Raw genomic sequence first — 12,106 nt, 5'->3', positions numbered from 1 at the left:
GACGGACGAACCTCTGGTGTGCCAGTTGTTCCGCCAGGAGCACGGCTGGTTGGCTACGTTCGGAAGGGATAACCGCTGAAAGCATCTAAGCGGGAAGCTCGCCTTGAGATGAGGTCTCCCACCACGTGAGTGGGTAAGGCCCCCAATAGACGATTGGGTTGATAGGCCGGAGGTGGAAGCACAGTAATGTGTGGAGCTGACCGGTACTAATAGGCCGAGGACTTGACCACAAAGCATTTTTGCTCGCGTCCACTATGCGATTCTGAAACAGCAAGCACCGTGTGTGTTTGACAGTTTCATAGTGTTACGGCGGTTATGGCGAAGGGGAAACACCCGGTTACATTCCGAACCCGGAAGTTAAGCTCTTCAGCGCCGATGGTACTGCACCGGGGACGGTGTGGGAGAGTAGGTCGCCGCCGGACAATCTTTATAGGAAAGGCCACCCTTCGGGGTGGCCTTTTCTGTTTTCCGGAACCCTTTCTGTTTTCCGGGCCCTTTTTGCTGGCCGGATCCTCTTTGAGGGACCCGGCTTTCACAGGATCCGGCTTCCGATGGATACGGTGTGCGCGACGACGGGCCCGGCTGTTCCCCGCTCAACGGCCCTGGCTGTTCTCCTGATCAGTCGGGTCAAGCGCACCCGCCTGTCCTTCTTGCCCGTCCGCGTCGGGGGAACTCGCGGTCAGGCGTCCGGAGCGGCGTGGATCAGGGGCTCGATCCGGTAGGGAACCTGGACTGACAGGGCGATCGTGGTGTCGGTGCGCTGGACCGCGGGCGAGGTCAGGATGCGGGCGATGATCTCCTGAAGGTCAGGCGTGCTCCGGGCGACCACGCGGCAGAGCAGATCCGCCTGGCCGCTGGTGCCGTACACCTCAAGGATCTCGGGCAGGGACTGCAGCGCCTGCACGGCCTCGGCAAGCCGGCCCTGGGCGATCTGCAGGGATACGAAGGCGAGGATCGGGTAGCCGATGCCCTCCGGGGTGACTGTCGGGCCGAAGTCGGCGATGACGCCGCGGGCGGTGAGCTTCTCGACGCGGGCCTGTACGGTGCCCCGGGCCACGCCGAGCAGCCGGGCTAGTTCGGTGAGACCGATGCGGGGATGGGCGCGCATGGTCACCAGGAGGCGGCTGTCCAGGTCGTCGATGGTCACCGCTTCAGATTAGGCGATACGACCAGTCAGAGACAGCGATGACGGTACGAACATGCATGGATCGCACAGTAGAACTGCTCACTCTTGTCAACGATTCAAAGAGTTGCTGTCATTTCATACATGTTCGAAGAAGCGCAGTACTTCGCGCCGGTGGCGACCCGTGTCGACGGTACGGTCGAGGTCGAGCTCGCCGCGAGTCACCCCGGCTTTGCCGACCCGGTCTACCGGCTCCGCCGCAACGCCATCGCCGCGCTCGCGGTGGGACACGTGCCCGGCACGCCGGTCCCCGTGGCCGAGTACACCGACCAGGAGCATGAGGTCTGGGCCCTGGTCAGCCGTGAGCTGGCGATCAAGCATCGCAAATACGCGACCACGGAATACCTGGACGCGGCCGAGCGGCTGAGGTTGCCCGGCGAGCGGATCCCGCAGCTCCAGGAGGTCAGCGAGTTGCTGGAGCCGCTGACCGGGTTCCGCTACCTCCCGGCCGCGGGGCTGGTGCCTCTGCGGGACTTCTACGGCGTGCTGGCCGACGGCTTCTTCCACTCGACCCAGTACATCCGCCACCACTCCACGCCGCTCTACACGCCGGAACCGGACGTGATCCACGAGGTGATCGGGCACGCCAACGCGCTCGCCTCCGATCGGTACGCGCGGCTCTACCGGCTGGCCGGCGGCGCGGCGCGGCGGGTCGAGGGCGAGCGGGCGCTGGAGTTCATCTCCAAGATCTTCTGGTTCACGCTGGAGTTCGGCGTGATGACCGACCAGGACGAGCTGCGGGCGTACGGCGCGGGCATCCTGTCCTCCTACGGGGAGATCGAGGAGTTCCGGAACATGGACATCCGGCCACTGGACCTCGCCGCCATGGGTACGACCCACTACGACATCACCAAATACCAGGATGTGCTGTTCCGGGCGGAATCGCTGGCGCATCTCGAAGACGTGGTCGGGGAGTTCTGGGCCACCTGTGACGACGAGAGCATCGCCCGGCTAATCGCCATCGCCGATGACAGTCAAGGCTAGGTAGCCCGCCGTCCCGGTCTCCAAGGACTCGACCCCCATCCGGGCGAGGTTCCGTCGCACACTCTTCCGGACACGCCTTCGGGGATAAATCCCGATCATGGTGTGATCCGGGAGAGTGTTCGGGGCTGATGGTGAAGTCGGTGCATTGGACGGTTGTGGCGGCGGCCGTACTGATTGCCGCGTTCGCAGGTGGGTGTGCGGCTGAGGGGGTGATGACGGTGGATACCCCCTTGCCGTCCGCCTTGGGGGTAGTGACGCCGAGCACTGTCTCGCTGTCCGCGCCGGGAGTGACGGCGACGGACGCCCCCTCGCTGTCCGCGCCGGGGGCGGTGACGCCGGGTGCCGTCCCCTCCGGTGGGCTCCGGCCACCTGCCCCCAGGCCGCCGGCACCGCCGAGGGTCTCCGCTCCGAGGGTCTCCACTCCAAGGCTCACCCGCGCCCTCGACCGGTTCCTCACGCGTTACGGCGGCCGGACCGCCGTAACGGTGCGGGACCTGGCCACCGCTCGGACATACCACTACCACCGTGACCTGCAGTTGCCCACGGCCAGTGCCTCGAAGATCAACATTCTGATGGCGCTGCTGCTCACGTCACCGTGGCGCCGGCTGACCCGGCGGACCAGGGATGACGCGGAACGGATGATCCGCTTCAGTGACAACGCGGCGGCCGACCGGCTGTATGAGCGCATCGGCCTGGAGGCCGGCCTGGCCAGGGCGGACCGTGAGTTCGGCCTCAGACACACCTATGCCCCGGCGGGACGGTGCGTGGACCTGTACTGCTGGGGCATCACGCGGACCACCGCGAGCGACCAGGTCCGGCTGATCGGCGCGCTGGCCCGGAAGAGGAGCCCGCTGCCGGAGCGGGACCGGGAACGGGTGCTGCGGCTGATGGCGAACGTGACCTCGGAACAGCGGTGGGGGATCAGCGCGGCGGCGTGTGAGGGCGGCCGGCTGTCGCCGGAGAGCCAGGTGTCGCTGAAGAACGGCTGGCTGCGGCATGTGGCCGACGGGCGCTGGGCGGTCGTCAGTGTCGGGTTGATCAGGGAGCCCGGGCACGACTACGCCGTGGCGGTCCTCACCGAGGACAGCCCGAGCATGGGCACGGGCGTCGCCAGGGTCGAGGGTGTGGTCAAGCGCATCCTGGCCGCCTTCCGGGGCAGACAAGGATGCGCGACGGCAGGCGGTCAGGCCGTCCTGTCGACCAGCCGGTAACCCACCCCGCGCACGGTCTGGATCAGCTGGTCGTCGGTGTCGCCGAGGCGGGCACGGAGGCGCTTGACATGGACCGCGATCGTGTTGGTCGAGGTGGTGTCGGTGGAGTTCCAGACATGCCGCATGATCTGCTCACGGGTGACCGTGCGTTGAGCGTTGCGCATCAGGTAGTGCAGCAGCTCGAACTCGCGCAGCGGCAGGTGGACGGTGTGGCCGTCGACCTTCACCTGGTAGGCGTTCACGTCGAGCTCGACACTGCCGACCACGAGGGCCCGGCGGCTCGCCGACTCGCCGGAGAAGGCCGCCTGCACCAGGGGCAGCAGCTCGGGCACCCGGTACGGCCGGGCCACACACGCGGCGGCCCCGGCCGCGAGCGCCTGGACGGCCTGCTCGGCATGGCCCTCGCCGACGCCCAGCAGCACGGGAATCGGCCGCGACAGCCGTACGGCGCGGATGAACTCCACTGCCCCGATGACCGGCAGCGAGGCGCTGACGAGCACGACGTCGGGCCGGAGAGCGCCGGCCTGCAACAGGGCCTGGGCGCCGTCGGTGACGCCCATGACCACGACACCCTCGCGTTCGAGGGCGTCGGCCAGACCGTGGACCAAGGTCGATTCCGGATCGGCCACCAGCAGCAGGGGCGCCGTCCGGGTGTCCCCGTTCACCTCGGGTGCCGTCTGCGGCTGGATCACCCGGGTCCTCCAATGTGGTCGATTTATCCGAAGCGACCGGTGATGTAGTCCTCGGTCGCCTGCTGGGCGGGGTTGGTGAAGATGCGTGAGGTGTCGTCCATCTCGATGACGCGGCCCGGCTGGCCCTGTCCCGCCAGGTTGAAGAAGGCGGTGCGGTCGCTCACCCGCGCGGCCTGCTGCATGTTGTGCGTCACGATGATGATCGTGAACCGGCTCTTCAGCTCGGCCATCAGGTCTTCGATGGCCAGCGTGGAGATCGGGTCCAGGGCGGAGCACGGCTCGTCCATCAGGAGGACCTCGGGCTTGACCGCGATGGCCCTGGCGATGCACAGGCGCTGCTGCTGGCCGCCGGAGAGGCCCGCGCCCGGCCGGTTGAGACGGTCCTTGACCTCGTTCCAGAGGTTGGCGCCCTTCAGCGACTCCTCGACGATGCCGTCGACCGTCGACTTGGGGTGCCTGCCGTTGAGACGGAGGCCGGCCGCCACGTTCTCGTAGATCGACATGGTGGGGAACGGGTTGGGCCGCTGGAAGACCATGCCGATCATCCGGCGGACCGACACCGGCTCCACGTCGGCGGCGTAGAGGTCCTCCCCGTCGAGCATGACCTTGCCCTCCACGCGTGCGCCGGGGATGACCTCGTGCATACGGTTGAGGGTCCGCAGGAAGGTCGACTTGCCGCATCCCGAGGGGCCGATGAAGGCGGTGATCGACTGCGGCTCGATCGTCATCGAGATGTCCTCGATGGCCTTGTGCTTTCCGTAGTACGCGTCGAGGCCGGAGACCTGGATCTGCTGGCTCATTTCGACATCCCTCCTATCGGCCTCTGGCCGGTGAGCGCCACCAGCCGATGAGGCGCGCCACCAGGTTGAGCAGCATGACGATGAGAATCAGCGTGAGCGCTCCGGCCCACGCGCGGTCGATGGCGGTGTCGGTGGGACGGGCCGCCTGGTCGAAGACGTAGAGAGGCAACCCCATCTGCGGCCCGTTGAAGGGGTCGCTGTTGATGGAGTCGGTGAAGAAGACCGTGAGCAGGAGCGGAGCCGTCTCCCCGGCGACGCGCGCGATGGCGAGCATGACGCCGGTCGCGATGCCGGTGAAGGAGGTGGGCAGGACGATCCTGGTGATCGTCCGCCACTTCGGCACGCCCAGCGCGTAGGAGGCCTCGCGCAGGTCGTTGGGGACCAGCCGGAGCATCTCCTCGGCGGAGCGGACCACCGTCGGCATCATCAGGATCGACAGGGCCAGCGCGCCGGCGAGACCGGAGAACGGCAGCCCCAGAGCCAGGATCCAGAAGGCCAGGATGAACAGGCCGGAGACCACCGACGGGATGCCGGTCATGACGTCCACGAAGAAGCTGATCGCCCGGCTCAGCCGGGTGCCCTCGCCGTACTCCACGAGGTAGATCGCGGTGAGCAGGCCGACGGGGATCGAGATGAGCGAGGCCAGCAGGACCTGCTCCAAGGTGCCGAGGATGGCGTGGTAGGCGCCGCCTCCGGCGTCCTTGGCGCCGATGTTGCGCATGGAGTGGGTCAGGAACTCCATGTCGAAGCGGGCGAGGCCGTTCTTGATCACCATCCACAGGACCGCGACCAGCGGCACCACGGCGATGGCGAACGACAGGTAGACCAGTGACTGGACGAACCGGTCCTTGAACCGCCTGCCGGCTGAGATTCGCTGGATCGCGGTCATGCGGCGGCTCCGGAGTACTCCTTGCGGCGGGCGATGATCATGCGGGCGCCCATGTTCACGAGCAGCGTGATGACGAACAGCACGAGGCCCGACGCGATCAGCGCGCCGCGCCCGATCGGTGTGGCCTCGCCGAACCCGTTGGCGATGTTGGCGGCGATGCTGTTGCCCTGGGGGGTGAGGATCTCCAGGCTGATGCCGAACGTCGCCGGGAAGATGAGCGCGACGGCGATGGTCTCCCCCATGGCCCGGCCGAGGCCCAGCATGGACGCGCTGATGACGCCGGGACGGCCGAACGGCAGCACCGCGGTCCTGATCACTTCCCAGCGGGTCGCGCCGAGGGCCAGTGCCGCCTCCTCGTGCATCCGGGGCACCTGGAGGAACACCTCCCGGGAGATCGCCGCGATGATCGGCAGGATCATGACCGCGAGCACGATCGACGCCGTCAGCATCGAGCGGCCCGCGACGACGTCACCGCCGAACAGCGGGATGAACCCCAGATACTCGTTGAGGAACTCGGAGGGCCCCTGCATGAACGGGACGAGGAAGATGACGCCCCACAGACCGTAGACGACGCTGGGTACGGCGGCCAGCAGATCGATGACGTACCCCAGGATCCCGGCCATGCGCCGGGGCGCGTAGTGGGAGATGAACAGTGCCACGCCGACGGCGACCGGCACCGCCATGATCAGTGCGAGGGTGGCGCTGATCAGTGTGCCGAACGCCAGGGCCGCGATGCCGAAGGACTGGCTGCTGTTCGGCTCCCACGTGAGGGTGGTGAAGAAGTTCCCCTCGTTGGCCTGCAGGGCGGGGATCGCTTCGACGACGAGGAAGACGGCGATGGCCGCCATGATCGCCAGCAGGAGGACCCCGGCGCCTGTGGAGGCGTAGCGGAAGGGGACTTCACCTCGGCTGCGCCGCGAGGCGGATCGGCTCAGGGCCGATCCGCCGTCACGGGTACGGACTGGAGTCGCCATCGGCTAGGAGATCGCCTCGACGGCGGTCCGGACCTTGGCGAGCACCGTCGCCGGCAGCGGGGCGTAGCCCAGGCCGGTCAGCGCCTGCTGGCCCTCGTCGCTGGCGGTGTAGCCGAGGAAGGACTTCACCAGCTTGGCCTCCTCGGGCGTCAGCCCCTTCTCACAGGTGATCTCGTAGGTCACCAGGACGATGGGGTAGGCGCCGGCGGCCTTGGTGGCGTAGTCGATGCTCAGCTTGAGGTCGTTGCCCTGGCCGGTGACCTCGGCGGCCTCGACCGTCTTGGCCGCGCTCTCCGGGGTCAGCTCGACGAACTCGCCGGAGCCGTTGGCGACCTTGGCCTTGGCCAGGCTGGAGTTCTCGGCGTAGGAGAGCTCGACGTAGCTGATCGCGCCGACGGTGCTCTTGACGGACTGCGCGATGTTGTCGGAGCCCTTGGCGCCCTGACCCTTGGCCTCGGCGGGCCACGCCTTGGCGGGCTCGTACGGCCAGTCGGCGGTCTTGGCCAGGAACTTGGTGAAGTTGTCGCTGGTGCCCGACTCGTCCGAGCGGTGGAACGCCTGGATCGGGGTCGAGGGGAGCTTGGCGTCGGGGTTGTCCGCCTTGATCGCCGCGTCGTCCCACTTGGTGATCTTGCTGTTGAAGATGCCGCCGATGGTCTTGGGCGAGAGCTGCAGCCCCTCGACGTCGGGGAGGTTGTAGACGACGGCCACCGGGCCGGTCACCATCGGGATGTTGATGGCCTTGCCGGTCTTGCAACGGGCGTCCGCCTGGGCGGGCTCGCCCTTGTCGTCCTTCAGCGCCGAGTCGGAGCCCGCGAAGGCGACCGTGCCCTGGATGAAGGCCTGGACACCCGCACCGGAGCCGCTGGGCTGGTAGTTGACGCTCACGCCCGAGTTGGCCTGCTGGAAGTTCTTCTTCCACTCGTCAATGGCGTTCGCCTGCGCCGAGGAGCCCGCGGCGTTGATGGTGCCGCTGAGACCGGCATCCGAACCGGCTGCGGGGGCCGAGGCCGGGGCCTTGGCGGTGTCGGTGCCGGCGGTGTTGTTATCGGTGCCGCACGCAGCGAGCGAAAGCGCGCCGACGAGGGTGACCGCGGCGAGCCGGCCTGCATACTTCACGGTTGGGTTCCTCCCACTAAGTCCTTCAACGTTCAAGACAGTAGGGAGGCGAGGTGACTCAAAACCGGTGGGAAGGTGAACGGAAAATGAATGCCTCCGGTCGGAGTCGTGGCGACCACTTGGGCGAGCCTTGACTCTCCGGCCAGGTCCGGGGCCGTTCCGGGGGACTGGACAGGCCCGGACGAGAGCCGTGGGCGAGGTTGGGCAGAGCTTCCGTTCAGGCCGGGGAGCGGGCCGGAAGGGCTCCGGACCGCCCGCATCACGCGAGGCGCTCCGCGCGGGACGGGCGCTATACGGGAAGGGTGAGCGGGCCGCCGCCGAGGCGCTTGAGGACCTCGCTGTGCAGCGAGCCGTTGGTGCACACCAGGCTGCCCCCGTCGAGGCCGGGGACCCCGGACAGGTCGGTCCAGATCCCGCCCGCCTCCTCGACGATCACGGTCAGCGCCGCGATGTCCCACGGGGAGAGCTCGGGCTCGGCCGACAGGTCGACCGCGCCTTCGGCGACCAGCATGTGCGACCAGAAGTCGCCGTAGGCGCGGCTGCGCCAGACCGACCTGTTCAGGTCGAGGAACTCGTCGAGCTTGCCGGCCTCCTCCCAGCCGCCGAAGCTGGAGTAGGAGAACGAGGCGTCCTCCAGCCGGGTGACGGAGGAGACCTGGCAGCGGGTGGCCTTGGTGAGGCTCTTCCCGGTCCACGCGCCGCTGTCGCGCGCGGCCCACCAGCGGCGGCCGAGCGCCGGGGCGGAGACCAGGCCCACGACGACCCGGCCCTGGTCCATCAGCGCGATGAGCGTGGCCCAGACGGGGACGCCCCGCACGTAGTTCTTGGTGCCGTCGATCGGGTCGATCACCCACGAGCGCGCGCCGTACCCGGTCTTGCCGAACTCTTCGCCGATCACCGCGTCACGGGGCCGGGCCCGGCTGAGCGTGCCCCGGATCGCCTCCTCGACCGCCCGGTCGGCGTCGCTCACCGGGGTGAGGTCCGGTTTGGTGTCGATCCGGAGGTCTGCGGCCTTGAATCGGCGCATGGTCAGATCGTCGGCGGCGTCGGCCATGACGTGCGCGAGGCGCAGGTCGTCGTTGTAACCCGTCACGGGAGGTAACGCTATCGCCTCAGTGGTGGGTTATAGGAGAGCGGGGAACAAGCCGGGGAATTGTGTCGCGTCACGTCAGTCAACCGGATACCGCGTAAATCCTCCATTGGCGCTGGTGTTACCGACGAGTAGCATTCGGGCCATGACCTTTGACGTCGGTGCCTTCATGCTGCAGAGCGTCCCCTTCGCGCGGACACTGGACATCTCCTTCGACAAGGTGGAGCCGGGGTTCGCGGTGGCCCGCATGCCTGACCGCGCCGACCTCCACAACCACGTGGGCGGCCCGCACGCCGGAGCCCTGTTCAGCCTCGCCGAGTCCGCCTCCGGCGCCGCGATGCTCTCCGCCTTCGGCGACCAGCTGGCGCGGGCGACCCCGCTGGCCGCGAACGCGGCGATCCGCTACGTGAAGCTCGCGATGGGCGAGGTCGTCGCCGAGGCGCGCCTGCGGGCTTCCCGGGAGGAGGTCGTGGCCAGGCTGGACGCCGGGGAACGTCCCGAGTTCGAGGTCGCCGTCGAGATCAGGACCACCGACGGCACGCTGGTCTCCGAGATGACCGTCGCCTGGACCCTGCGCCCCAACCGTTAGCCGTCCCGGCTGTCAGCCGCCCCGGGCCCTGGCCGTCAGCCGTCCCGCGTCCCGACCGTCCCGACCGTCCCGAGCCCTGGCCGTCCCGGGATCCATGCCGCTAATCCTCGTCGGGTGCGCCCTCGCGGCTGGCGAGCAGGCGGCGCAGGGAGACGAGCCTGGCCGGGTCCGCGTGGCCGGCCGCCACCCAGGCGTCCAGGGCGCACTCCTCGCTGAGATGGGTGCAGCCCTTGGGGCAGGCGATCGTGCCCTCCACGAGGTCGGGGAAGCCGGCGAGGACGGTCTCCACCGAGACGTGGGCCAGGCCGAAGCTGCGCACGCCCGGCGTGTCGATGATCCAGCCGCCCTCGGGGAGCTCCAGGGCCACGGCCGAGGTGGAGGTGTGGCGACCCCGGCCGGTCACCGCGTTGACATGGGAGACAGCCCGGTTGGCGTCCGGGACCAGGGCGTTGACGAGGGTGGACTTGCCGACGCCCGAGTGGCCGACCAGCACGCTGATCCGGCCGCTCAGGCACTCCCGGACCTCGTCGAGGGTGCCGCCCTTCTGGAGCACCACGTACGGCACGCCGAGGGGGGAGTAGAGGGAGACCAGCTCGTCGGGCGAGGCGAGATCGGACTTGGTGAGACAGAGCATCGGCTCGATGTCGGCGTCGAAGGCCGCCACCAGCATCCGGTCGATCATGCGCGGGCGGGGCGGCGGGTCGGCCAGGGCCGTCACGATCACGAGCTGGTCGGCGTTGGCGACCACGGGACGCTCGATGCCGTCGGTGTTGTCGGTGTCGTCCGCGGACCGGCGGAGCATCGAGGTACGGGGCTCCACGCGGACGACGCGGGCCAGCGTGTCGGAGGCGCCGGAGACGTCACCGACCAGGGCCACCCGGTCGCCCACCACGATCCCCTTGCGGCCGAGCTCGCGGGCCTTCATGGCCACCACGATCCGGCCGCTCATCGCGGCGCCCTCCGGCTGGTCCTTCTTACGGCGGCGGCCCTTCTCGCCCACCGACTCCACCAGGCACGTGTAGCGCCCCCGGTCGACGGCCACCACGAAACCCCCGACCGCGTCCTCGTGCGCGGGACGGATCCGGGTCCGGGGCCGGGAACCCTTTCCCGGCCTGACCCTGACGTCGTCCTCGTCGTATTCGCGCTTTCTCAGTTTCGCCGCCTCGATCCGACCTCGTGCGAACGGTCGTCCGCCGCCGCCGGGCGTCGCCTCCGGGGCGTGCCGCCCGGGTGACCCGTCACCGCGCGCCCTCCAGCATGTCCGCCCACATGGAGGCGAACTCCGGAAGAGTCTTACCCGTGGTGGCGATGTTCTCCACCTGCACTCCCGGCACGGCCAGGCCGATCACCGCGCCGGCGGTCGCCATCCGGTGGTCGTCGTAGGTGTGGAACACCCCGCCGGTGAGGGGGCGCGGCCGGATCTCCAGGCCGTCGGCGGTCTCGCTCACGTCGCCGCCGAGGGCGTTGATCTCGGCGGCCAGCGCGGCCAGCCGGTCGGTCTCGTGCCCGCGGATGTGGGCGACGCCGCTGATCCGGCTGGGGGAGTCGGCCAGGGCGGCGAGGGCGGCGATCGTCGGGGTCAGCTCGGCGACGTCGCGCAGGTCGGCCTCGATGCCGCCGACGCGCCCGGTGCCGGTGACCCTCAGCCCGCCGGGCACGTGCTCGACGGAGGCGCCCATGTCCGCCAGCAGCCGCCGGAGCTGGTCGCCCGGCTGGGTCGTCTCCGAGGGCCAGCCGGGGACGGTGACCGTGCCGCCGGTGACCATCGCGGCGCAGAGGAACGGCGCGGCGTTGGACAGGTCGGGCTCCACGGTGAAGTCCCTGGCGCGGATCGGGCCGGGCTCGACCCGCCAGACGTCGGGCTCGGAGTCGTCGACCCGGACGCCGAACTCGCGCAGCATCTGAACGGTCATCCGGATGTGCGGCTGGGAGGGGATCGGCGGGCCGGCGTGCCGTACTGTCAGGCCCTTGTCGAACCGGGCCGCGGTCAGCAGCAGGCCGGAGAGGAACTGGGAGGATCCCGACGCGTCGAGCGTCACCTCCCCGCCGGTCAGCGGGCCCCGGACGGTGAACGGCAGGGCGTCGTTGTCCACTTCGGCGCCGAGGGCGCGCAGCGCGGCCAGGATCGTGCCCATCGGCCGCTTGCGCGCGTGCGGGTCGCCGTCGAAGAACACCTCGCCGTCGCTCAGCGCCGCCATCGGCGGCACGAACCGCATCACGGTGCCCGCGAGCCCCACGTCGATCCGCGCCCCGCCGGTGACCGGGCCGGGCGTGATCGCCCAGTCGACGCTGGAGGCGCCCTCGTTGGAGGGGGTCATCGTGGCGCCGAGCGCCCGGAGGGCGTCCGCCATCAGGTCGGCGTCCCGGCTGCGCAGTGCCAGCCGTACCGTGCCCGGGCCGTCGGCCAGCGCCGCGAGCAGCAGCGCGCGGTTGGTCACGGACTTGGAGCCGGGCAGGGGAACGGCCGCACGGACGGGTTCGGTCGCGGTCGGTGCGGGCCACAGCGGAGCGGACATGGTCAAAAGCCTACCGGGGTGGTGACGCTGCGCTCTCGAACGCGTGGCAAGGTGGTGAT

At 69.3% G+C, this 12,106-nt stretch carries 12 protein-coding genes and 2 rRNA genes; 5 read left to right on the top strand and 9 right to left on the bottom strand.

All coding sequences use genetic code 11. From position 1 onward, the window contains the following. Positions 1-230 (top strand): 23S ribosomal RNA (locus CA984_RS03065); the annotation flags it as partial. Between the two features lie 75 nt (positions 231-305). After that, a 5S ribosomal RNA gene (gene rrf, locus CA984_RS03060) occupies positions 306-422 on the top strand. A 257-nt stretch (positions 423-679) separates the two neighbouring features. On the opposite strand, the gene CA984_RS03055 is transcribed toward rrf, so the two are convergent. After that, positions 680-1,147, bottom strand: coding sequence for an Lrp/AsnC family transcriptional regulator (locus CA984_RS03055; protein ID WP_086567786.1), 468 nt, complete (start codon positions 1,145-1,147; stop codon positions 680-682). A gap of 120 nt (positions 1,148-1,267) precedes the next feature. On the opposite strand from CA984_RS03055, the gene CA984_RS03050 reads away from it, so the two are divergent. Beyond that, positions 1,268-2,167 carry a phenylalanine 4-monooxygenase gene (locus CA984_RS03050; protein ID WP_086567784.1) on the top strand — a complete coding sequence of 300 codons (900 nt, stop codon included), beginning with the start codon at positions 1,268-1,270 and terminating at the stop codon, positions 2,165-2,167. A 251-nt stretch (positions 2,168-2,418) separates the two neighbouring features. Next, positions 2,419-3,378, top strand: coding sequence for a serine hydrolase (locus CA984_RS03045; RefSeq protein ID WP_086567782.1), 960 nt, complete (start codon positions 2,419-2,421; stop codon positions 3,376-3,378). On the opposite strand, the gene CA984_RS03040 is transcribed toward CA984_RS03045, so the two are convergent. The 6 genes from CA984_RS03040 to hisN all read right to left on the bottom strand — a co-directional run bounded on the left by CA984_RS03040 (position 3,351) and on the right by hisN (position 8,945). Then, the gene (locus CA984_RS03040; protein WP_086567779.1) at positions 3,351-4,070 is read right to left on the bottom strand and encodes a response regulator transcription factor; all 720 of its coding nucleotides are present in this window, start codon (positions 4,068-4,070) and stop codon (positions 3,351-3,353) included. The genes CA984_RS03045 and CA984_RS03040 overlap by 28 nt on opposite strands. Positions 4,071-4,093: 23 nt before the next feature. Then, positions 4,094-4,870 carry a phosphate ABC transporter ATP-binding protein PstB gene (gene pstB / locus CA984_RS03035; RefSeq protein ID WP_086567776.1) on the bottom strand — a complete coding sequence of 259 codons (777 nt, stop codon included), beginning with the start codon at positions 4,868-4,870 and terminating at the stop codon, positions 4,094-4,096. 13 nt (positions 4,871-4,883) lie between these two features. Continuing rightward, positions 4,884-5,759, bottom strand: coding sequence for a phosphate ABC transporter permease PstA (gene pstA, locus CA984_RS03030; protein ID WP_086567773.1), 876 nt, complete (start codon positions 5,757-5,759; stop codon positions 4,884-4,886). Then, positions 5,756-6,733 (bottom strand): phosphate ABC transporter permease subunit PstC, encoded by a 978-nt coding sequence (pstC, locus tag CA984_RS03025; protein ID WP_086567771.1) that lies wholly within the window; start codon positions 6,731-6,733, stop codon positions 5,756-5,758. Before pstC ends, pstA begins: the two co-directional genes overlap by 4 nt. Positions 6,734-6,736: 3 nt before the next feature. Continuing rightward, a complete protein-coding gene (gene pstS / locus CA984_RS03020) occupies positions 6,737-7,852 on the bottom strand; it encodes a phosphate ABC transporter substrate-binding protein PstS (RefSeq protein ID WP_086567769.1) in 1,116 nt (371 codons plus the stop codon). A gap of 289 nt (positions 7,853-8,141) precedes the next feature. Then, positions 8,142-8,945: a histidinol-phosphatase gene (gene hisN, locus CA984_RS03015; RefSeq protein WP_086567766.1), complete on the bottom strand. Its 804-nt coding sequence runs from the start codon at positions 8,943-8,945 to the stop codon at positions 8,142-8,144. A 142-nt stretch (positions 8,946-9,087) separates the two neighbouring features. Here hisN and CA984_RS03010 point away from each other — a divergent pair, with 142 nt between their 5' ends. Beyond that, positions 9,088-9,531, top strand: coding sequence for a DUF4442 domain-containing protein (locus CA984_RS03010; RefSeq protein WP_086567763.1), 444 nt, complete (start codon positions 9,088-9,090; stop codon positions 9,529-9,531). 100 nt (positions 9,532-9,631) lie between these two features. Here the strand turns inward: CA984_RS03010 and rsgA are convergent, their stop codons facing one another. Continuing rightward, the gene (gene rsgA, locus CA984_RS03005; protein ID WP_086567760.1) at positions 9,632-10,684 is read right to left on the bottom strand and encodes a ribosome small subunit-dependent GTPase A; all 1,053 of its coding nucleotides are present in this window, start codon (positions 10,682-10,684) and stop codon (positions 9,632-9,634) included. A gap of 85 nt (positions 10,685-10,769) precedes the next feature. Then, positions 10,770-12,047 carry a 3-phosphoshikimate 1-carboxyvinyltransferase gene (aroA, locus tag CA984_RS03000; RefSeq protein WP_207620687.1) on the bottom strand — a complete coding sequence of 426 codons (1,278 nt, stop codon included), beginning with the start codon at positions 12,045-12,047 and terminating at the stop codon, positions 10,770-10,772. Between the last annotated feature and the right edge of the window lie 59 nt (positions 12,048-12,106).

It is taken from the genome of Streptosporangium minutum (assembly GCF_002149035.1).
In the GTDB taxonomy this organism is placed as follows: domain Bacteria; phylum Actinomycetota; class Actinomycetes; order Streptosporangiales; family Streptosporangiaceae; genus Streptosporangium; species Streptosporangium minutum.
The sequence above is the reverse complement of the archived record's forward strand: the minus strand, read 5'-3'. Positions and strand labels throughout refer to the sequence as shown.